The sequence below is a fragment of the Mycoplasma aquilae ATCC BAA-1896 genome, from assembly GCF_048074525.1.
In the GTDB taxonomy this organism is placed as follows: Bacteria; Bacillota_I; Bacilli_A; order Mycoplasmatales; family Metamycoplasmataceae; genus Mycoplasmopsis; species Mycoplasmopsis aquilae.
On sequence record NZ_CP182208.1, the window covers coordinates 377,262 to 400,838 of the forward strand.

General features: G+C 29.4%; 19 protein-coding genes and 1 pseudogene. 16 read left to right on the top strand and 4 right to left on the bottom strand.

All coding sequences use genetic code 4. The features are described from left to right. Window positions 1–29: 29 nt before the first annotated feature. On the bottom strand, window positions 30–1,286 hold the full coding sequence (locus ACM0IS_RS01665) for a hypothetical protein (protein ID WP_416756559.1): 1,257 nt from the start codon (window positions 1,284–1,286) through the stop codon (window positions 30–32). A gap of 2 nt (window positions 1,287–1,288) precedes the next feature. Continuing rightward, window positions 1,289–1,705 (bottom strand): hypothetical protein, encoded by a 417-nt coding sequence (locus ACM0IS_RS01670; RefSeq protein WP_416756560.1) that lies wholly within the window; start codon window positions 1,703–1,705, stop codon window positions 1,289–1,291. A gap of 350 nt (window positions 1,706–2,055) precedes the next feature. Between ACM0IS_RS01670 and ACM0IS_RS01675 the strand changes: the two genes are divergently transcribed. From ACM0IS_RS01675 to ACM0IS_RS01700, 6 genes are all read left to right on the top strand, one after another. Further along, on the top strand, window positions 2,056–3,390 hold the full coding sequence (locus ACM0IS_RS01675; protein ID WP_416756562.1) for a coiled-coil domain-containing protein: 1,335 nt from the start codon (window positions 2,056–2,058) through the stop codon (window positions 3,388–3,390). A gap of 126 nt (window positions 3,391–3,516) precedes the next feature. After that, entirely contained in the window at window positions 3,517–4,890 is a 1,374-nt protein-coding gene (locus ACM0IS_RS01680; protein WP_416756564.1) for a glycine--tRNA ligase, read from the top strand. A 19-nt stretch (window positions 4,891–4,909) separates the two neighbouring features. Continuing rightward, window positions 4,910–6,739, top strand: coding sequence for a DNA primase (gene dnaG, locus ACM0IS_RS01685; RefSeq protein ID WP_416756566.1), 1,830 nt, complete (start codon window positions 4,910–4,912; stop codon window positions 6,737–6,739). Window positions 6,740–6,749: 10 nt separating this feature from the next. Next, window positions 6,750–8,261: an RNA polymerase sigma factor gene (locus ACM0IS_RS01690; protein ID WP_416756567.1), complete on the top strand. Its 1,512-nt coding sequence runs from the start codon at window positions 6,750–6,752 to the stop codon at window positions 8,259–8,261. Window position 8,262: 1 nt separating this feature from the next. Beyond that, the gene (locus ACM0IS_RS01695) at window positions 8,263–9,057 is read left to right on the top strand and encodes a Nif3-like dinuclear metal center hexameric protein (protein WP_416756568.1); all 795 of its coding nucleotides are present in this window, start codon (window positions 8,263–8,265) and stop codon (window positions 9,055–9,057) included. Window positions 9,058–9,191: 134 nt separating this feature from the next. After that, window positions 9,192–10,427 (top strand): hypothetical protein, encoded by a 1,236-nt coding sequence (locus ACM0IS_RS01700; RefSeq protein ID WP_416756569.1) that lies wholly within the window; start codon window positions 9,192–9,194, stop codon window positions 10,425–10,427. A gap of 170 nt (window positions 10,428–10,597) precedes the next feature. Here ACM0IS_RS01700 and ACM0IS_RS01705 read toward each other — a convergent pair. Both ACM0IS_RS01705 and ACM0IS_RS01710 read right to left on the bottom strand, forming a co-directional pair. Next, window positions 10,598–11,415, bottom strand: a pseudogene (locus ACM0IS_RS01705) (IS256 family transposase). A gap of 22 nt (window positions 11,416–11,437) precedes the next feature. Then, entirely contained in the window at window positions 11,438–11,860 is a 423-nt protein-coding gene (locus tag ACM0IS_RS01710; protein ID WP_416755872.1) for a transposase, read from the bottom strand. Window positions 11,861–12,018: 158 nt separating this feature from the next. On the opposite strand from ACM0IS_RS01710, the gene ACM0IS_RS01715 reads away from it, so the two are divergent. From ACM0IS_RS01715 to ACM0IS_RS01760, 10 genes are all read left to right on the top strand, one after another. Beyond that, complete coding sequence (locus tag ACM0IS_RS01715) at window positions 12,019–13,491, top strand: hypothetical protein (RefSeq protein WP_416756570.1); 1,473 nt, start codon at window positions 12,019–12,021, stop codon at window positions 13,489–13,491. Between the two features lie 2 nt (window positions 13,492–13,493). Next, the gene (locus tag ACM0IS_RS01720; protein WP_416756571.1) at window positions 13,494–14,270 is read left to right on the top strand and encodes a hypothetical protein; all 777 of its coding nucleotides are present in this window, start codon (window positions 13,494–13,496) and stop codon (window positions 14,268–14,270) included. Between the two features lie 57 nt (window positions 14,271–14,327). Then, on the top strand, window positions 14,328–14,654 hold the full coding sequence (locus ACM0IS_RS01725) for a hypothetical protein (protein WP_416756573.1): 327 nt from the start codon (window positions 14,328–14,330) through the stop codon (window positions 14,652–14,654). Between the two features lie 254 nt (window positions 14,655–14,908). Beyond that, window positions 14,909–16,132 carry a replication-associated recombination protein A gene (locus tag ACM0IS_RS01730; protein ID WP_416756575.1) on the top strand — a complete coding sequence of 408 codons (1,224 nt, stop codon included), beginning with the start codon at window positions 14,909–14,911 and terminating at the stop codon, window positions 16,130–16,132. Next, the gene (gene pheS, locus ACM0IS_RS01735) at window positions 16,132–17,088 is read left to right on the top strand and encodes a phenylalanine--tRNA ligase subunit alpha (protein ID WP_416756576.1); all 957 of its coding nucleotides are present in this window, start codon (window positions 16,132–16,134) and stop codon (window positions 17,086–17,088) included. Before ACM0IS_RS01730 ends, pheS begins: the two co-directional genes overlap by 1 nt. Then, window positions 17,078–17,416, top strand: a complete 339-nt coding sequence (locus tag ACM0IS_RS01740) for a hypothetical protein (protein ID WP_416756577.1) — start codon at window positions 17,078–17,080, stop codon at window positions 17,414–17,416. Before pheS ends, ACM0IS_RS01740 begins: the two co-directional genes overlap by 11 nt. Then, window positions 17,416–19,629: a phenylalanine--tRNA ligase subunit beta gene (locus tag ACM0IS_RS01745; RefSeq protein WP_416756579.1), complete on the top strand. Its 2,214-nt coding sequence runs from the start codon at window positions 17,416–17,418 to the stop codon at window positions 19,627–19,629. Before ACM0IS_RS01740 ends, ACM0IS_RS01745 begins: the two co-directional genes overlap by 1 nt. Further along, on the top strand, window positions 19,630–20,892 hold the full coding sequence (gene glyA, locus ACM0IS_RS01750; RefSeq protein WP_416756580.1) for a serine hydroxymethyltransferase: 1,263 nt from the start codon (window positions 19,630–19,632) through the stop codon (window positions 20,890–20,892). It abuts the gene before it with no gap. An 83-nt stretch (window positions 20,893–20,975) separates the two neighbouring features. Continuing rightward, window positions 20,976–22,619, top strand: a complete 1,644-nt coding sequence (locus ACM0IS_RS01755; protein WP_416756582.1) for a hypothetical protein — start codon at window positions 20,976–20,978, stop codon at window positions 22,617–22,619. A gap of 56 nt (window positions 22,620–22,675) precedes the next feature. Continuing rightward, complete coding sequence (locus tag ACM0IS_RS01760; protein ID WP_416756584.1) at window positions 22,676–23,434, top strand: hypothetical protein; 759 nt, start codon at window positions 22,676–22,678, stop codon at window positions 23,432–23,434. Window positions 23,435–23,577 lie beyond the last annotated feature (143 nt).

Below are 23,577 nucleotides of genomic sequence, written 5' to 3' on the forward strand. Positions count from 1 at the left end.
CCATTAGCGTACTAAAATGTAATATTTTATTATTTAAAGGGATCGATATCATTGATGATGCAATAGAAGATTTTGGTTCAATAACAAAGTGAAATTAACTCACCTAAAGCTTCTTCGCTATTGTTTTCTATTGCGATTTCAATAGCATTAACATCGTCATTAAAACTAGTTAAATAGTTTAAGAAAACATCATAAGATTTCTCATTGAATTGGTTAATTGTATAGTTTTTTAACTGATCAATTAAGTCATCATTTTCAATATTTGAAGAAAGCTGATAGTCAAAAAATCTTTGTTTTAAAGTTCAAAATAAAATGAATTTATTGCGTTGTCCAGATAAAATATCTTCAGCTTGTCAAGGAATATCATTTGGGAATAAAACTGCTTGATTTAGAATGCTTTCTCCAAGCGTAATTTTATTAAGTGATTGGGCATAAAAATGAACATATTTGTCTAGGAATAAGTCATAAGCGATATTTAAATTAATAAATCCACTAGGATTATTTTTTGTATCATTTTCATTTAAATAAAGTGCTAATTTCAAGGCATTATTAAAGTAAACGTCAGGGTTTAAGATATTTTTATTTGCATCTGTGTAACCTGCTATAACTTTTTCAATATTAACACCTTGAGTAGCTAGTAAAATTAATCCAATTTCACTTAATAAAGCATAATCGGAATGGATATCATTAGACACGAAAAAGGCATTTTCACGTGGAATCGAGATGTTATCAATTGTGCTAAAAATATTTTTTCTACCTATAAAATAGATGGATTTCTTAATTAAGAATTCACTAGATTGATAGTTGAATTTTGAGATAAAGTTTTTTACTGCAGCTTGCTGATTATCATCATAACCTAGGGAGTCTAAAAAAAGTAAAGCTATATTATCTTGCTTATTTATATTTAGATAATGATTAATAGTTTTAGAAACAATGTGTTCTGGTAATTGTTCATTGATAAAAACTAACTCTATCTTATTATCCTTGTGATAATCGCTTGCTCCAAAGATGAATTGTAAGGCTGCATCAATGGCGACTTGATTTTCTTTCTTACATCAAATAATTAAGGTGTTAGTTTTTCTGCGATAAAGTTTATTACAAAAATCTACAATGCGATCAATCCCATTGATTTTAAAATTTAGTGCTATATCATCAAAACCTAAAAAAGAAGAACCCTTAAAGTTTAGTGACTTAACTTTTGATATTATGTCATTTGCTACTTGAGATTCTTGATTTTGAGTATTTTTTTCTTGATAATATTTAGTCTTAATTGAAATTAAAGGCATAATTATTCCTTAATATTTGTAGCTTCATCTTCAGCAGCTTTTTTAGCAGCTTCTGGATCAATATAAGATAAAGTAAATTCTCTTAAATTAGCAAAGCCATTTTTTGTTTCCTTTAATTCATTTTTACGATTTTTACTGTTACTAAAATATTGTTCACTCTTTAAAAAGTTAGGGTGATTTCTTTTAAATGATCCAATATATTGATTAGTATTTTGATCATATCCGGTCACAACAAAATTTACGATATCTTTTACTTGTAAAATATCGTACACTTGCATTTTGTAAAAATCAGTTACTTCGTTTTTGTAAATAATAAATTTACTATTATTTTTATCTTCGAGGAGAGCAAACTTGCTGCCTGTTCTTGTAACCTTTGCGGTTACAACTTGTCCTACTTTATATAATAATTTTGTTTCCATATATATAGAATTATAAAACAGTTTTTATTTATTAGAGGAAATTAACTCGAAAGTAATATGTGATAAAATTAGGTTTACTAGCTAGTGATTTATTTATCCACAAGAGGTTAAAATATCATTAAATTTAGCATTTTATAACTTGCGTATAGTTGCAAAAGTCTATTTTTCCCTAAAATTGCCTAATATTTTTTTATTTTTTCCACATTTCGCATACTTTTAGTGCTATTTTTCAAGGATAAACAGAAAATGTGAAAATATTAGAAAAAAGGTGCGAAATGGATATAATTTTTATATATAAAAAAATAATATAACTAGCCTAAAGGCTAATATAACTATTAGAAAGAGGAAAAATGAAACGTTTACAATGTTTATATAGACCAAATAAAGATAAAAACTATCCATGAGCTTTAAAACACCCAAAAGTAGAAAGTCCATTAGCTTTATTTAAGTCACGTAAAGATGCTATGACATGATTCTTATCATTAGGATACGATGCTGCAACATGATTCCAAACAGATAAAAAAATCTGAGGTGGATTAGTAATTGCTGAAAAAGAATTAAGAGGCGACAAAGAAGTTATGGCCTACGAATTTAATGTTGACAAATTCGATGGTGGATTAGAATATGATGCTACAGCTGAAGAATTAGCAATTGATCCTAAATCAGGATTAAGAAATGATAAAGAAGCAGCTAAAAACTTAAAAGCTGTTGTTGACTTCAAAATCTTAAAAGACCCAGAAACATACTTCCCAGTTGATGATGACTTCAAAATTGAAAGAAAGAAATCAGCTAAAGATATTGAAATTGAAAAATTAAACAAAAAATTAGCAGAATTATCAGCTTTATTATCAGCAAAACACGCAACAGATTACGAAAAAGAATTACAAGAACTTTACAAGAGATTACAAGACTCAGACTCAGATAAAGAACAACTATTAAAAGAAATTGAAGAATTAAGAGAAAAATCTGAAAAACTAGAAAAAGACGCAACAAAAGAAGTAATTATTGAAAAAGAAGAAGTAGTTCTTCCAGTTGTTTCAGTAGTTGAAGACAAAATTGTAGAATATGCTTATGTAAGAGACTTACCTGTTGAAGAACAATTAAAAGTATTAGCAATTTATGCTAGAAAAATGCGTTCAACAGTAGCTCAATTAGAATACACCGAAACATCAGTTGAAGACGTTAAAGCTATTGAAAAGAATTTCAAAGATGTACTAGAAGTTGCTAAAGCATTAGAAAAAGAACTTAAATCAGAAGACTTAAAAGAATTACTTGCAGCAATTATGTACTCACTTACAAAATCAGTACAAGAATTCGATGCAAAAATTATTGGTAAACCAGAAATAGCAAACACAGCTGAAAATTGCATTTATTCAGTATGTTCATTAAATGGAAACATCAAACTAGCACAAAAAACTTCATACGTTTTATTCAATGATAAACATGTAGGATTTGTACCAAAAGACCAATACCACTACGCTATTTTCATTGGACATGATGCTCAAAGACAACACTTCATGGTATTCCAAACACCAGCTGAAGAAAAAGAAGTTGTTAAAGAAGTTCCAGCTGAAAGAACTGAAAGCACAGTTAACTGATTTGCTATCTTCTTACTAGCATTGTCATACGGAATCCTAATCACACTTGTGATCTTAATGGGAATCGGAATTATTCCAACACTTTAGTTTATTTTAAAAGCACGTTATGTGCTTTTTTTGTACCTAAAATAAAATGTGGAAAAAATATTTTCATTTTTTCAAAATTATGCTATTAAAAAATATAATTTTTTAATATTGTGGTAAAATAGCAATATGCTAAATAACAAAGACTCAATGCAAATAATAGTAAATCATTTAAAAAATAGTGGATTTGTATTCCAAGGAAGTGAAATCTATGGTGGATTATCAAATACATGAGATTACGGACCACTAGGAGCTTTATTAAAAGACAACGTAGCAAACGCTTGAAAGAAAGAATTTGTTTTAAGAGAGGGAAATAACTTTTTAATTGATTCAAAAATATTAATGAATCCAAACGTTTGAGTGACTTCAGGTCACGTATCTAATTTCTCTGATCCGTTAATCGAAAACAAAGTTAATGGAAAAAGATATAGAGCTGATAAATTAATTCAAGAATATGATGAAAATATTATTCCTGAAAAAATGACATTTGAAGAAATGACACAATTTGTTAAAGATCACATTAAAGAATATGAAGGTGAAAAAACAAATTGATCAGAAATCAAGAAATTTAATTTAATGTTCGAAACATCTCAAGGAGTTATTGAAGGCGCTAAATCAAAAGTTTATTTAAGACCTGAAACTGCTCAAGGTATTTTTGTAAACTTCAAAAACGTTCAAAGAACTATGAGAGCTAAACTACCATTTGGTATTGCCCAAGTAGGAAAGAGCTTTAGAAATGAAGTAACTCCAGGAAACTTTATTTTCAGAACAAGAGAATTTGAACAAATGGAACTTGAATTCTTCACTAAACCAGAAGAAGCGAATGTGTGATTTGATTATTACATTAACAAGGCTTATAACTTTGTGCAAAAATTAGGAATCAAGCAAGATAGCATTCGTATTAGAGCTCATGAACCAGAAGAACTGTCTCACTATTCAGATGCAACTAGTGATATAGAATTTAAATTCCCATTTGGATGAGGAGAACTTTTAGGAGTTGCTAACCGTACAAATTATGATTTAACTTCTCACATGAAAGCGACAGGTGAATCACTTGATTACTTAGATCCTGAAACTAATACAAAAGTGATTCCTTATGTAATTGAACCAAGTATTGGGCTTGATCGTTTAATGTTAGCAATTATTTCTGATGCATACTGTGAAGAAACGCTTGCTGAAAATGATTCAAGAGTTGTACTTAAATTTACTTACGAACTTGCACCATACAAAGTAGCTGTCTTGCCACTTGTTAAGAAGTTATCTGAAACAAGTAAAGAAATCTTTGCAAGTTTAATTGACCAAGGTATTTCAGTAACATATGATGAAGCTGGTTCAATTGGAAAAAGATATCGTCGTCAAGATGCTATTGGAACATATTGATGTTTAACAGTAGATTATGATACATTAGAAGACAATTGTGTGACATTGAGAAATAGAGACACAATGGAACAAGTTAGAGTGGAAATCTCTAAACTAAATGAGTTTTTAGCCTCACATAAATAGTTAAAATTTTGGAGAAAGAATGGAAAACAAGAGAATCCCAACGGAATTAGTTAATCAGATAATTACTAGTTCTAACATAGTTGATGTAATTTCTGAGTTTATTAATTTAGCTAAAAAAGGAAACAACTATGTAGGACTTTGTCCATTTCATGAAGATTCCACACCAAGTTTTACAGTTTCTCCCCAAAAACAAATCTTTAAATGCTTCCCTTGTGGAGCTTCTGGTAATGTTGTAGGCTTCTTACAACGGATCAAAAATTGAAACTTTATTCAGGCACTTGAATTCTTAGCTCAAAGAGCTGGAATTCAATATGATTTTAGTTCATTAAAGAATTCACAAAATGTTCAAGCCTATTCACAAGAAACTTTAGAATTGATTGATATGCTTTCAATTACTAATTCATATTACAAGGTTCAAGTGTTAACTAATCCAGCTGCAATGGAATATCTTAAAGTTAGAAAACTTGATGATGCAACATTGCGTGAAAAGTTTGACATTGGTTATGCACCTAAAAATAAGACCCTTGAATATTTAAAGTCATTAAACTTTGATACTGGTCTCATGCTTAAGGCTGGTCTAATTAATAGTGACTTACATGAACTATTTTGAGATAGAGTTACATTTGGGATTAGAAATGAATTCAATGAATTAGTTGGATTTTCGGCCAGATCAATTGAAGCTCACCCTGTAGCAAAATATGTTAACTCTCCAGCAACTGAGTTGTTTAATAAATCTAAGATTTTATATAACTTCAATAATGCTAAAGAAGCAATTGCAAGCAAAAAAGAAGTTATTCTAGTTGAAGGATTTATGGATGCAATTGCATTATATAAAGCTGGATTTGAAAACGTAGTAGCCTTAATGGGAGTTGCTCTAACCAAGGAACATTTAAATTTAATTAAAAACAACAAAGTTATTTTATTCTTAGATAATGATGCAGCTGGAATAGATGCTGCACTACGCACTGTAAAAATTTTATTCGAGCACAATTTTACAGTGTCCTTAATTGAAAATAATTATTCAAAAGATGCTGATGAAATTTTGAATACTTATGGAGCTGAAACATTAACTGAGCTAATTAAAAACTCGCAAATATCAGCTGTCAACTTTATCTATGAAAAATTAAAGCAAAAGCATAAAGTTGATACTCTTAAAGATTATGAAGCTTTTTCTAAATTTATTTTAGTGCTTAAATCTTATATTGACCTACTTGATATTGAACAACAAAAATATATAGCTAGCTTACTACAAAAAGAGTATAATTACACGCTAACTATAAAAGAGTTGGATAAAGTCCCTCATTATGATGTATTTCATAATGATGAAGAACTAGTAGATTATAAACATGCTAAAAGCTACCAAGAAAAAGTAGACTTATTAACTAATCAAAATCGTTTAGCTCTACTAATTAGGGCAATGAGTAATGAAAATATTTTAGAATTACTCAAAAGTACTTCAGATGTAGCGCTTATTTTTGCTAAGCCAGAAAACATCAAAGATTTATTTGAATACACCATTACACTTGAAACACCTCAAGATGCAAAACAAATTTTTGAACAAATATCTCAATCATTAAATTTGATGCTAAATACAATTGATACTAATTCCGCTGCTAACAACTTAATTATTAAAGATTATATTGATGAAAATATTAATGAAGCAAAAGTAACAAATGGTTCTTCAATTCCGTTAATGCCAGCATTAAATGAGCAAGTAGCCGAGTGAGAAAAATTTAAAAACTTTGTATATCCAGAAAATGGTAATGTGCCTGTTCCAACATATATTCAGGACCAAATTAGTTTATTAATAAACTACAAAAATAAGCGTTTAACGCTCAAAAAGAAATAAAGGGGGTTGTATGGATAATAAATTTGACTATAACACAGTGATAACTTATCTAAAACAACAATTAAAACATAAACATAAGGATTACTTTACACAAGATGAATTGCTAGAAGTTCTAGCAGCTAAAAATTTATTTATTGAGGATGCTGAATTTGATGATTTTCTTGAAGAATTAAAAGATAATAACATCATTGCTGAAGATGATGAAGAATACTTAGATGGTGATTATTCAGCAGATGATTTTTTAGATGAAATCAATGAAGATAAAGCTAAAAATAAGTCAAAAGCTAAAAGCAAAACTTCAAAAGCGCTTGACTTAGATGATGAGGATGAGGAATTACCAGAAATCGATAACGATGATATAGATATTGACTTCGAAGATGACAAAGATGACGATGACTTTGTAGATGATGATTACGTTGAAGATGATGAAGTTGACGAAGATTATTACAAGATTCCGGATGAAGAAATCGAAGAAGAGGAAGACGAAGACGATGATTCTGAAGATGATGACGAAAAATTAAACGAAAACTTCTTTGAAGAGCCTGATGATCTTGATATTAACCTAAACGCTTTATCATTTGATTATGTTGAAGCAGTAGATCTAAATGAAACTCCTAAGAAAAAAGCTGACTTATCTAACAAGCTAACTGAAACTAACGATATTGTTAAGTGATACATGAGATGAATTGGTAAGTATGGAGAATTACTTACTGTTGAAGAAGAACGTAAATTAGCTGAACAAATGGAAAAAGGTGGTTTCAGAGGAAAAAGAGCAAGAGATAAGCTAATCCAAAGAAACTTACGTTTAGTTATTAATAATGCTAAAAAATACAAGAACAGAGGTCTTTCATTCATTGATCTTATTTCTGAAGGTAACTCTGGTATTCTAAAAGCTGTTCAAAAATACGATGTTAATAAAGGGTTTAAGTTTTCTACATATGCAACATGATGAATTCGTCAAGCAATTACTCGTGCTGTAGCTGACCAAGCTAGAACAATTCGTGTGCCAGTGCACATGGTTGAAACAATCAATAAGATTTCTAAAATCGAACGCGAATTGCAACAAGAACTAGGAAGAGAACCTAGCGATGATGAAATTGCAGACAAATACGGAAATGGCTTTGATGCTGCTAAAGTTAGATACATTAGAAAAATTAATATTGACCCAATTTCATTAGATAAACAAGTTGGTAAAGAAAATGATTCATCATTTAGTGACTTTGTTAAAGATGAAAATATCATTTCACCAGTTGACTATGCATCTCATGAAGAATTAAGTAAAATTCTTGATGATATGATTAGCGAACTCGAACCAGAAGATAGAAAATTAATCTGTAAGCGCTTTGGTGTAGGAGTTGATGAAAATGGTGAAAGATATAGAGTGCACTCTTTAGAAGAACTTTCAATCGACCGTGGTGGTGTTTCGAAAGAACGTGTAAGACAAATTGAAAACAAGATTTTACGTAAATTAAAGAGCAATGTTAAACATGGCAAAAATTTAAAGGATTATTTAAAAAACTAAAATGCGTAAAGAAAAAAGTTTAAAAATAAAAGATTTTATCAATGTAGTTAATTCAATGTATCCAAATGTAAACAAAGAAATTTGAGATCCATCTGGATATAGTGTTAAAACTGTTCAAAGTAAACACTTTAAGGGAGCAGTTTTGGCAATTGATTTAACTATGGATGTACTTCAAGAAGCGATTGCCAATGATTGTAATGTAATTTTAACTCATCACCCATTTAAATTTGAAGCAACTTGACTTGCTGAGGACAAAAAAGCTCCTTATAAACGTGAAATTCTAAACTTATTAAGAAAACATCAAATTACAGCATATTCAATGCATACTAATTATGATTGTGATCCATATGGAACTTCATATCAAATCGTTAAATATATGGGTCTAGAAGCCTCAATGGATTGAGACAAAACTCAGACTTTTAGCGCTGTGTTTAAGGCAAATAAATCCCTTTTAGAACTTAAAAAATTATTAGAAGATAAAATGCATTTATCTGCATTTAGAACCAATGTACCAGCTGATAAGTATAATGATAAATATGCTACAGTAGCCATTTTATCTGGTAGCGGGTATATTGGTCAAATAAATGATTTAGCCTCACAGGTAGACTTAATCATTTCAAGTGATTTTAGATGAAGTGACTGAATTGTCTTTGATCAAATGAAGACAAATATCTTAGAAGTCCCTCATTTAGATGAGCAAGTTTATGCATGACACATGTATGAAATTTTAACAGGTATGTTTCCTGAATATAAATTCGTGTTAAAAGACATTAAAGAACCATACCACAACTTATAAGCACTTAGGTGCTTTTTTCATATTTTTCTCTAGCGCATAGGCACAAAAGTCAAAATGTGGAAACTTTTTGCTTATTGCACAAAATTATTCAACTCTCCTTTATAATTTGATTATATGTAAGATAAAGGAGAAAAATGAAGAAAACATGACAATTCTATTTTGCAGCTCCATTAGCAATTACACCACTTGCTTTTGCTTGTGCATGCAATCAAACTGATAAAGATATTGATGTTTCAAAATTGAATAGCAAGGTGTCTGCAGCAGTAGATAATATAAATGAAGGGATTTATAGCAATTTGTTAGCTTTTCCTGCTTTATATAATGATTCAAAATATTTAAAACTGGATGGTATTATTGATCAAACAAATAAGCTTTTAGCTAAGTATGCACGTATTGCAAATGATTCTCAAATTAGTGATAGAGTTGAAAAACTAAATATAATTATTGATGAATTAAATGATATTGCAACATTCCTTGGCAAAAATGACAACACTAATTCAGATAATAAAATCAGCTATATTTTTGATGAATATAAAGAAAATAGAAATCGAAATATAAACGTATTTAAAACAAATCACAAACAAGATTCAAAGATCGCAGAACTTCTAAAAGAAAAATCAGAATATGAACATGGCTTTTGAATATTGAAATTACTAAAGCAATTAGGCACAAATGAAACAAAAAATTGAATCAACTATTTAGAAGGCAAAATAAAAAATGAAAATATTTTTTGACAAGTTAATTTAGATTTGAAGATAGCTACTTTAATGACTCAGATGCTTAATCTTTCATATTTTGATACAAATGGGTGTCTTGCTGGATCGATATGCCCGGAAAGACTAGTTATTCCAGACTTAGTAAAGGATAAGTCTGAATTTGCAATTGGTGATAAGCAATTTTTGATTAGTTCATATATTGAGACAAAAAATGTTACTAATCAACAAATGATTAACAATTTTAAAGACTTATTTATTATTAGTAAAATATCAGATTCAAATACCCCTAAAATTCTTAAAGATGCTTTAAGAAAAACAATTTTCATCAATAAAAACAGATATATGAATGTTGATTCTACTAAAGATAACTCTAAGTTTATGGATGAAATTGAAAGATATGTACAAACTATTATTAAGGAATACGCAGAGCAAGGGATTGATGTTGTTTATAGAGAAATGATAAAAAACGCAATTGAAAAACTTGATAATGAATTAAACAATATTAATGAGCGTACACGTACTATTCAATCATATATAAACATGACTGCGCTAGCAAACAAAATAACTATCGATGTAGACAAGCAAGTCGCAGATACTAAAGTGATAATACAACAATTAATCAGCAACCTAGAAGAAGATTTGAAAACATTATAATGTTGATAAAATGATGGATTCTATAACTAAAGTATATCAACTACTATGTAAGATTTATAAGCGCCAGAAATGGTGCTTTTTTCATATTTTTCGATACTATAAATAATTTTGTGTAAATTTGTAAAGATAAGTTTTATAATTCTTATGGTATACAAATTATACATAATTTATTAAATGTTTTTAAACCCACAATGTTTGTATTGAGAATTCTTAAAATTGTACTCTTCAAACATTGCAACAAGTATTTTCTCCGCAGCTTCTACTGTGGAGAATTGTTTTTTACCCTTTAATTGTCTTTTTATTTGTGAATTTAATGCTTCTATTAAGTTAGTCGTATATATTGATTTTCGTATTGCATAAGGAAAAGAATAGAACGCAAATAAATCATCCGCAATTTTAAGGAGTCCTCTTGTAATGTTTGGGTATTTCTTGTTTCACTTATTTAAAAATGAATTGAATTTTTGAATAGCTTGTTCTTCATCGGTTTGATTGTAAATTAATTTTAAGTCTTGGATAATTTCAAAATTATCTGATGGTTTCACTTTTGTAGATATATTACGAGATATATGCGTTCAACATCTTTGAAATTTAGTAGATGGAAAGTTTTTGAAGATTACATCTTTAATTCCGGCTAATCCATCAGTAACAAAAAGTTCGACGTTCTCAACACCACGATTCTTTATATCTTGAAGTATTTCATCTCAGTTGTTTGCGCTTTCATTAGGATTAATATCAAAAGCTAGTACCTCTTTATTTCCTTCAAGGCTTATACCGAGTGCTATATAAACAGCTTCTTTGCTATATGTACCACGTTTAATGCTCAAAAATGTTGCATCCAAGTAGACAACTTTATATTCTTTTTAAGTTGTCTTTTCTTAAATTCTTCAACATTTACCAAAAATTTATCAGTTATATTTGTTATAGATTGTTTAGATAACTGCTTTCCAAATAAATCAGTCGTGACATCGATAATATCTGAATAATCCATTCCCTTTTAAATAAAATTTTGACTAATTTTGTCACTTCTTCTTGTGTTCTTTGATATTTTTAATTAGTTTATTATTGAAATCCCCATTTCTATCTCTAGGAATATTTAGTTCAATTTCTCCGATTTCTAATAATAATTTTCTTGTGTAGTACCCATTTCTATAATTATCAGTATCTGCTCTTTTGTATTTCTCGTATTTAAGAAATTCAGTTAATCCATCTTTTAATAGTTCGTTTAATATATGTTGAATATCGTTTTTGTATTGTTCAAGCATTAGTTTCATAAAGTCATCAATACTATTTATACTTTTAGAAAAGTTTTTAATAAAATCTTGGTTTAATAGTTTAAAATTATTCATAGATAAGTTCCTTTCTTGTTCAAAAAAATTATAAGGTAACTTATCTTTTCTTTTTACCCTTTTTTGGGTAATTTTAAATTTACACAAGATTTTGGATAGTATCTATTTTTCGCTAGCAGATAGGCACAAAAGTCAATATATGGAAACTTTTTACAATTTTATTAAAATGTTTTTATTCTTATTTATAATAATTTATAAGGCTTACTTATTTAAAAGTAGCCTTTCACAAAATAACAAGGAGTTAAATGAAAACTATTTTAAAATTAGGAGAACCAATTAATGCAATTGGAAATTTAAGCACAAGCTTAGTGGGTACAACAGTAGATAATCCAAACATAATAAATAAAGCATCAATAAACAAAGAAGCAGATTTTGATGAATTTGGGAAAATTTTTAATCAATTACTAGTACCTGAATTCATAAAAGGGAATGAAGAATTATTTAGTAAATTAGCTAATTTTATCCAAAATAGTTCTGATAGTTCTCTAAAGATAGTACGCGAGAAAATTTCAGATCAAGAAGTTAAGGACATGTTAATAAAATTTTTAAATTTAGCAAAAGAGAAAAAGCTCATAGATATGGAACAATATAATGATGCTCTTTCAAAGGTGGACACCTTTGTTGCTAAATTTAAAACAAAATTTAGAAAAACAATTAGAGAAGAACAGTCAAAAATCAAAGAAAAGCAAAAACTTGAGAAGATTATAAATCAAGAAATTAGCAAAAAATACAAGCAAATTATAACCGATGCAAAAAAAGGATATTCAGTAAATGTAAGTGTTGATAAAGAAAAACTGAATGAGAACTCAAAATTAATAGGCATTGAATTTATTAAATTAGAAGATGAATTAAAATCATTGCAATCGGTTTCAACAAAAAATTTAGAGATAATGAAATCATACGAATATACAATCAAAAAACTTAATGCTGCGATTATTGGCATGTCTGTTGTTTCTATTTTATCAACCATATTTTCATTCTTTTGGCCTCCTGCAACACTAGGAGCAATGGCAGCAGGAGCAACAACTTTTGGCCTCTCACTAGCATTAGATAAGTTCAAAAATGAATATACAGTTTTTGAAGAAAGAAATAAAATTTATGAGTCGATTGAAAATGCTATTAAAAATGCAAAAGTAACAAAATCATCAATATTTGATAATCTAATAGCATATGGGGTAACACCGATTGTTGCGAATGTTGATTATATGAATAATTTATATACACTGGGGAAAAGTGGTTTAAATGGTTTGAAAAAATTGAAAATAAAATCTGCCTTTGTGTTTTCTACGCCATCTGAGGTATTATCAGGTGTTCTTGCGGGTGCAAGTATTGCGATAGATGGCTATACTATATATAATTCAACATCAGATATAATAAGAGCAGATAAGATGATAAATGAAATCAACAATTTTACTCAAAATCTAAAAAATCGTATGGAAAATATAATAAAACAAATGAATAATCTAAAATGAGTAAGATGGGTTGTAATAAATGAAACACCCATTTATGGTGATGATTACAGCACTGGGGCAACAGGTGGAAAGAACTTAGTTTTTAAAAACTTAATTACAGGAGAAGTTAAAACATTATCAGAGATGCTTGCTATGAGTAATTATGCTCTTCATGCTGAAGGACTAACTAAAGCTTATAATCATGATATTAATGAATGATATATTAGAACATTACCTAATAATAAAAAACATGATAATTTAGGTTAATTATGAATTTTAGTAGTAATTTAACCTCACCATTATCATGATTTGCACTTATCTTGTGCTGCATATTTTTAATCAAAGATTACTATTTTTATGCATTTTGAGGAATTGATTTTATACATTGCGTTGGTTGCTCATTCCAAGCTAAATACACAGAAAGCAAATTAAATTTACCAACCAAATGTAATATTAAGAAATATAATAAAGGCCACAAACTCGTAAATACATTAATAAAGCGTAAGCTCAAACAAGAAATCATTTATGACTCAATTTTTAGAATAGTATATGCAATAATTCAATCAATTGCATTTACATTTGCTATTTTGAACAACTATATCACATATTTTAATGTTTTTTGCTGAATGGGTTTTGCATCGTATTTTGGGTTTATTGCAAGGATTCTTCAAATAAAAAATATAATGAAGATGCCAATTTTATCTCAAACACTAATTGAAGATAAGAATGATATTGAAAATTTCTCAAATAAAATTACAAATAAAACTTTAAATAAGAACAGTACAAAATTAACATGTAAAATTTTTGTGCCTTTATTAGAGACTTACTCGTCAAATAGGAGATATATATCTAAAATTAATTTCAAGATAAAATATTGAAAACGATTGGGAGCAAATAATTCAGAGATAGAAGATATTTTTTACTTTTTATTTTCATTTAGTTATAAGCTAGATAACTTTTTCTTATCTCAAAATAACTCATTGTTTGAAATTCAAAATTTTTATCATAATTTGCAAGCCTTAAGCTCTAATAATGGAATTAAATAAATATGATAATTCCTATAGTAATAAATCGTTCTTGATAAATAATTTAAAGGAGAAAATATGAAATTTAAAAAATTATTATTAAGCATAGGGATTAGTTCAACTGTAGTTGTTCTTCCAATATCAGCTGTAGCATGCAACAACTCTGATGTTTCTTCTGAAAGTATTTCAAAAGAAATGAAAACAGTTTTTGATGAAATGATAACAAAAATCACAGCTAACCCACAAAACGCAATGCAGATTGCTCAAGAAATGTCAGATAAACTAACAAGTATTTCTAAAAAAGCTGCTAAACTTTCAAAAAAGGAACAAGAAAAAATTGCTAAAAAAATTCAAGAATACGTAAATGAATTTATGCAAAGAGCACTTAATCCTCATATTGAATAAAATTTCATGAGCTTTAAATACATTTAATCTAATGCATAACATAAAAATCCAATAGTTTTATTGGAAAATTTCAACCAAAAATATCTGGAATTGTAAGCCAGATATTTTTTGATTAACAAACAGCTTATTTAGCCAAATAAGGAAGATACATGCTACTTTATGCCCAACTGATATTAATCTTTTTAGAAAGCATAAAAATATATAGTGTTGTATAATTGAATTAAATATTTATATTTAATTAAATGAGGTTTTATATGAAGAGTCAAAACTTAGCAAATGCCTTAAGACCACAGACGTTAAATGATATTGTTGGCCAACAAAATATCATAAAATTATTGAAAAAAGTAGTTGCAAATAAAATTACAAGCAGCTTCTTATTTTTTGGAGAAGCTGGAACAGGAAAAACATCTACTGCAATAGCGTTAGCAAATGATCTGGGGTTAAAATATGATTATTTTAATGCTTCAGTTGACTCAAAATCAAAACTTGTAAATATTTTAGAAAACAATCAATGCATTATTATTGATGAAATTCATCGATTAAATAAAGATAAACAAGATATCTTATTATCATATGTTGAATTTGACAAGATAATTGTATATGCAACCACTACTGAGAATCCTTATTTTAAGGTTGTTCCAGCAGTGCGCAGCAGAATGCAAATTCTACAATTCAATAAGATCTCTGAAGTAGATATTGTCAATAAACTGGAAGAAATTGTTGCATCTACTTATCCAGGCTTAAAAGTGTCGCGTGTTCATTTACTAGCGCTAGCACGTTTATCAGCTGGTGACTTGCGTTCTAGCATTAATAATTTACAAATGCTAGCTAACTGTGTTGATGAAGGACAAGAAGTAACTGATGAAGTTATTAAAACAGTTGTGCCAAACGTGAACTTTTATTCAGATTTAAATTCGAGTGCTCATTATAATAATTTGTCTGCATTTCATAAATCTTTAAGAGGGAGCGATCCAGATGCTGCCTTATATTGAGGAATGCTGATTTTACAATCAGGTGATCTAGATGGATTATTTAGAAGAATGCTTTGCGTGGCATACGAAGATGTTGGGCTTGCTGCACCTAATGTTTCACTTAGAGTGGCAGAAGCTATTAGAAGTTTTGAACGTTTAGGGATGCCAGAAGGACGCCTACCTATTGGCTTTGCTATTTTAGACCTAGCATTAGCGCCTAAAAGTAATGCTTCATATTTAGCTATTAGCCAGGTAGAACAACTTATTTCATCTGGAGCAGTTTATGAAATTCCTAAGCACTTACGGGATGCTCACTATGCATCAGCTGCTAAATTAGGAGATGGAAATGATTATAAATATCCGCATGATTATGCTAATAATTATGTGAAGCAACAATATCTACCTAATGAAATTAAAAACATGCAGTTTTATTGACCTCAACAAAATTCAAATGAATTAAATATAGAAAAATATTGAAATTTAATTAAAAAAAATAAGGAGCTATAATGGAGCTTAAATTAGAAACTATAAATACATTAGAAGACTTAAAACAAGCTAAAGCTAAAGCCTTTGCCGCCACAGGCGAAATAGCACAGTTACAAAATGAATTAAAAGCTGCGCCAGTAGAAATGAAAAAAGAACTTGGAGCTAAAATTAATCAACTTAAAACAGCATACAATAACTTCTTTGAACAAGCTGAAAATAGAATTAAAGAATTAGAAATTCAAGCTAAAGTTAATTCTGAATTTATCGATGTGACTGCACCTTTAAGTAAGCCAGCTAGTTTACATCCTATTACAATTGTTGAAAACAGATTAAAAGAATGATTCTACCAACATGGTTACTATCAACAAGAAGAAGGTGAAATTGTCACTGATCTATTTAATTTTGAAAGATTAAACATTCCAAGTGATCACCCCGCTAGAGCTATGCATGATTCTTTATACTTTAATCCAACTACACTATTAAGAACACATAACACAGGAATTACTGCTAAAGTTTTGGCTGAAAATCCAAATAAAATATTTTCAACTTTTGCCATTGGAAAAGTATATCGTAATGACGAAGATGATGCAACTCACTCACACCAATTTACACAAGTTGATATTGTTTCGGTAGGAAAGGGAATTTCTTTTGGAAACTTAATTTGAACCCTAAAAGATTTACTTTCATACGTGCTAGAAGAACAAGTTGAAATTAGACTTAGACCAAGTTACTTCCCATTTACTGAGCCAAGTGTTGAAGTCGATGTGCTTTACAAAGGAAGATGAATTGAAATTTTAGGAGCTGGAATGCTACATCCAAATGTTTTAGCAATGGCTGGTTTTGATCCAGAATTTAATGGATTGGCTGCTGGTCTTGGAATTGAAAGAATTACAATGATTAAATACGGATTTAATGATATTAGAGATTTATACAGAAATGATTTAAGAATAATGGAGCAATTTAGACATGAAAGATAGTTTTTTAAATATTTTACAAACCGAAGGTAAGAAACCTTATTTCGAAATAATCATTAATAAATTAGAAGTGGCTGAAAAAGAATCACAAGTTTTACCTCACCAAATGGATATGTTCCATGCATTTGATTTCTTCCAAGTCCATGAAACAAAAGTTGTCCTTCTAGGTCAAGATCCATATCATACTGTTGGTTATGCAGATGGTTTAGCTTTCTCAACTGGTAATGGGAAGCTAACACCTTCTTTAAGAAATATTTTTACAGAAATCAACGATAAATTAATAGAAAAAGGTATCACAGCAATCAATTGAGATACTAACAAGGAGGCATAATGTTAATTTCGCTAAATCATTTAAATTCATTACTTAAGGGAGTTAAACTTTCTGCAAGTGATGTAGAAAAAACCTTAAACAGCATTGGTTTTGAGGTTGAAGAAGTAAAACCTTTTAGCAATGTTAAAGGGTTGCAATTTTGTGAAGTTCTTTCAGTAAAACCTAACCCAAATAGTGATCGCTTAGATGTAGTTGAAGTAAAAACTAAATCAGGGCAATATACAATTCAAACTAATAACCGAATTTTAAAACCTGGAGACTTAACAATTTGCTTCCCAATTGGAGCAAGTAAAGGTGATTTCACTTTTAGTGAAGTGGAATTAAAAGGATTACCTTCACAAGGTATGTTTGGGGCTTGAAGTGAAATTGGTTATGATTGAAAATTATTAAGTAAAAAGGACCAAATTGTAACTTTTGATCCAAGCTTTGCTTCATTAAATGATGATCCGATTGAAAAATTAGGTTTAGATGACTATCTAATTGAAATTTCAATTACAGCTAACCGTAATGATGCTAATAGTTATTTTGTACTAGCTCGTGAACTTGCTGCATATTATGGTGCTGAAGTAAATTATCAATTAATGGATACAACAATTAAAGCTAGCGAACTTGTATGTGATTTAAAATTAGACTTAAATAACAAGGCAATTAATGACGCGTTTTATCTTCCAGTAGCTGCACCACAAGCTAGTGTTGATTTAGCTGATAAAATGTTACTAGCTAAACATGGTTTTGATACTAATCAATCTTGAGCTAATAATGTAGCTAATATGTTACTTCTAATGGCAGGAACTCCTGCACAAGTTTATGATTTAGACAAGCTACCTGCTAAAGCTATTTTAAGTGCTAAAAAATTCTCAGGAAATGTAATAGTTGAAGATAAAGAAGCCTTGGTTAAAGATGTATTAGCAATTTATGCTAATAATGAATTAATTTCACTAGCTGGTGTTAGCGTACTAAATCCATACCAAATTAGTGAACAAACAAAAAACTTCTTATTTGAAGTTGCTGCTTTTATGCCTAGTGAAATTAGACATACTTTAAGAGAAATTAAAATGTCAAATCCAGCCGGTGCCCAAGCTTCTAGACCTATTACAAAGCATTTAGCATATCAAGGAATGAAAACTTTAGCCCAAGCTTTATTAAAGCAACCAAGTAAAAATCAGTTTGCTAATGTACCTCAAAATAATGCTAAAACGATTAAATTTGAATTAGATAAATTAGCTGCTTATGGAGGAAAACTAGATGCTAAGCGTTTAGAATTTGCTTATCAAGCATTAAGCAATTTAGGATTTAAATTAGCTAGTGATCTAAGTAAGATTACAATTCCTGAATATAGATATGATGTTAATGTAATGGAAGATGTTATTGAAGAAATTTTACGTTTCTATTCATATGATGGAATTGGTGAAGAAATTTTAGCTAGCGTTCCACTTAAAACTATGAAATCTAATCCAACACCATCTAACTTTGTGGCTCAAGGATATTCAGAAGTTAGAACGTTTACCTTGGTTTCACATGAAAAAGCACAATTCAATCCATTTAACTTTACAACTAACCAAGTTTTACAAACTTACGTATCCAAAGAACGTGAAGTAGTTAGAAACTCAATCGTTACATCGCTTGCAGGTGTAGTTGAATATAACTTAAAACGTAAAATGAATGATATTAACATCTTTGAAAAAGGGATGATTAATAACAATGTTATGGTATATGGAATGGCAAGTAGCACTAAATCATTTAGACAAATGCAACTTGATTTAATTAACATAACTGGAAAAGACTTAAAATTTGTTCCATTAGCAGATAATGAAATGATTCATCCAAATGCTTCAGCTGAAATTATCTTCCATGACCAAATGGTAGGATGAATTGGAAAAATCCACCCTAAATATGACACTACAAATGGAACTTTATATGCTGAAATTTTAACCTCTATGTTTAATGAACAAAGCTCAGAACTTAAATTTGAAGCTGTAAACTTAGAACCATTAAAAACACTTGATATTACTTTTGAATTAGATACAAATGATTATGTTTCACCTGCACTTGATTTTATTAATCAAATTGATAATGCCACAAATGAGCTACAAACAGTTAAAGTCATTGATCAATTCCAAAAGGGTGATAAAGTTAATACAACGGTTCGTTTCGTAGGAACTGAACAAATAATTTCACTTATTGATGCCAAATTCAATAAAAAAGGAGAATAGATGTATAAGAATTTAGAATTACATGACAAAGTTGTGCAAGATGCAATTAACAATGAACTTGCACGTCAACAAGATCATATTGAATTAATCGCTTCTGAAAACTATGTTTCAGAAGATGTCCTTAAAGCTCAAGGATCAGTACTAACAAACAAATATGGAGAAGGATACCCTGGTAGAAGATACTATGGTAGCTGTGAAAATGTTGATATAGTTGAACAAGCTGCTATCGATCGTTTAAAAGCTATTTTTGGCGTTAAATATGCTAATGTGCAACCATATTCAGGATCCGTAGCTAATGCTGCTGCAATTGCTTCAGTAGTACCTTCTGGTGGAAAAATTATGGGGCTAGCCCTTAACTGTGGAGGCCACTTAACACATGGATACAAAATTAGCTTTAGCGGAATCTTTTACAACTCAGTTTCTTATGAGTTATCTAAAGATGGATTATTAGATTATGATGCAATCTTACAACAAGCTTTAATTGAAAAACCTGATTTAATTATTTGTGGTTATTCAGCTTACTCTAGAACAGTAGACTTTGCTAAATTTAGAGAAATTGCTGACAAATGTGGAGCTAAATTAATGGCTGATATTGCTCACATTGCTGGATTAATTGCTGCAGGATTACATCCTTCACCTGTTGGATATGCTGATATTATTACTTCTACAACACATAAAACCCTACGTGGTGGACGTGGAGGTATTATTATGACCAATGATGAAGAGATTGCGAAAAAGGTAGATCGTTGAGTATTCCCAGGATATCAAGGTGGTCCTTTATTCCACGCTATTGCTGGAAAGGCTGTAGCCTTTTACGAAGCAATGCAACCTATGTTTAAACAATATGCTGCAGATATAATTACTAATGCGCAAACATTTTGTCAAGCTTTTAAAGATAAAGGAGCAGTTATTATTTCAGGTGGTACTGATAACCACTTATTTATGGTTAATGTACTAGAAACTTACAATATTAATGGTAAGCAAGCTGAAACACTACTTGAAAAGATTAATATAACAATTAATAAAAACACTATTCCTTTCGATACACTTTCACCTACTCTTGGAAGTGGAATAAGACTTGGAACAGCTGCTATGACAAGTAGAGGATTTACTAAGTGACAAGAATTGTGTGACATCATTGATTATGCACTTAGAAATTTAGACTTCTTAAACTCTCCTGAAGGAGAAGAAAAACTAGCTCAATTGAAAGCTCAGGTTATTAACTTAACTCAAGAATTCCCAATTAAAAAATCATACTTATAAAATACTATGTGGAAATAAAAGCTATTTCCACATTTTTTCTGCTATTTTCTGACTTATATATCTATCTAGGATACAATAAAGATATGAGAAGAAGTAAATGAACATTTTTAACCTTAGCTATTGGTTCGATAATAGCTGCACCAACTGTGGCTGCCAGTTGTTTACCTGATAGTGATAAAAAGCAAGCTAAAATTGATGAATTAACCTTAAAAATAAAGGAAAAAGATAAATTAATTCAAAAGGCAGCTGATTTAAAAGCTAAATTTGATGCCTTAAGAAAAGAAAAAGATAGCATTAATAAGCAATTACAAAGTGCGCAAAAAACAGTGACTGAATTAGAAAGCAAAAAAACACCTGACACTAGTGAAAAAGATACCCAAATTGCCCAATTACAAGCACAAATTACAAAACTGCAAGAGCAATTACAGGTTAAGATTGCAGAGAATGAAACTTATAGTCAACGTATCAAAGAATTAGAAACCCAAATTGCAAAAATGGACGAAAAGGATAATGATGATAATACATCAGGTGATAATGATGGAATTGATTCAAAACCAAAACCATCAATACAGCCAGATGCCAATAGTGCTGAATTTATTGTTTCATCTCCATATAAGACTGCATACGTGCGTCCACCATTTGGAGCGCAATTTAAGTTAAATAATCAAGATATTAAATTTACAACTATCTTTGGACATTTAGATTCACCTGGCTATAAAGATAAAAAAGGATATTCAGAAAGTTCAATTTCAACTAAAGATCCTGATTTTAAAACAAAATATCATGGTCATGCAATTATGGGGGCACAAGAATTCAGTGAATTTCTTGCCTTGCCTAATGTAATGGATGATTTTGCAACTATTAGTAGCAATAGTAATATTATTTTTGGTGGTGATACAAATATTGAAGATAAAAACTTTACACTGCAAGAGAACTTTAGCGATAAATACACACCAACTGTATCAAAATTAACTAATTCACATGATGCATTAACATATTATACTTCGCTAGGAATTACTAATCCTTATTCGCAACCATATGACAAAATGTTTTTCAAAAATGTTAATAAAGACAAATTGAAATTTTTAACAACAGCTAACACTCCAGATATACAATTTAAAATTGATATCTTAAAGGCATTTGAAGATCACATTTTAGCAGAGGAAGATAAAGAGTTAGCAGGATATAATAAGAATGCAAAAAGAAATCCACTAAGATCTGGGCTTTCTGATCATGCTCCAGTATTTACTGATATAGAAGCTAAATTTGACATTAAAACCAATAATGCGATTGATAAATATGCTAAAGGAAAAAATGTAATTAGAATTGGACACTGAAATATTCTTAAATATGGTGGAGAAACTGTCCCAGAATTCAAATACACGTCAATTGCGAAAGTAATTGCAGCGGGTGGATTTGATATTTTAGGATTAACTGAAGTTAATTATGGGCAAGTTGATAAAGTTAATAATATTTTAACTGCATTAAACCAATTAACAGGTTCACAATATAAGATGGTATATCAAGATAGTTCTGATGCTTCTTGAACAAATGATCCAGTGTTAAATATTTTTGAATCACAACAAGAACAAGTTGCAATTATTTATGATGCAAGTATAGTAACTCCTGTTGCTTTTGATAATGGTAAAATTGGCCATTCATATCGTAAAATTATTCCTTCAATTAAAGAAATAGCTCAATTAAAAAGTTTAACAGAGCAAGAATAAATAGTATAATTAACTCATTATTTACAAATAATGAGTTTTTTATTTTAGGAGGAATTATGATCCCAATAGCTGCCATTTGAGTTATCGGACTACTACCATTTCTGGCGTTTATAGTCTTAGTATTAGCTCAAGCTAAATTTATTAACCATGTTAAAATCAATCGTTTGCATCTACACAATAATGAAAAAATGTTACAAAGAGTGATTTTGAACCAAAACTTATTCAAATATTGAAAGATGAGATTTGTTATCTTTACAATAATTACAGTTATTATTACATCAATAACAGTTGCATATACACCAATTGCATTTATCTTTGTGGCTCAAATCTTTCAAGAAGTTAACAAAAATAATGATCAAATAGAAAAAATTACACTAACTGGAATAGCTGTAGTATTGTGATTACTTGATGTTTTCTTTACAGGACTATTAATTTGAACAATTTATCGTGAAATTTATGCTTGAAATAAAGAAATGAATGCTTGAAACTTAGTGGAAAATCCAGAAGCAAAAATTTTTTATGAATACTTAAAAGATTGTGAATCTAAAAAAGAATTTCCAGCTAAAGTTAAAACAAACAAAATTCATTTCTTTAATCGTAAAACTACTTTAGCTTACGAAACATGTAACTTAGAAAAGTTAGCTAATAGCAAACATAAGCCTGAATATATTGAAGGAAAACTCTTATTTGATACCTTCGTTGATTATAGTCAAATTCTTATTGAAGAACGTACAGTTGAGGAAACTGACTTTGTAACTAAATTACTTAACTTACTTGAAAGAAACGATAAGAATTTTGTTTCTAAAAAAAGATAATACCTTTAGTGCTATCTGATAGCACTAAAAAAAGAAGGCTAGCTTAAAATAAGATTTCTAAAAAACTAGTTTTCTTTTATAATTTATTTACTATTTCTAAACAAGGGTAATCCTTGTTTTTATAACCATTTACAAAAGGAGTG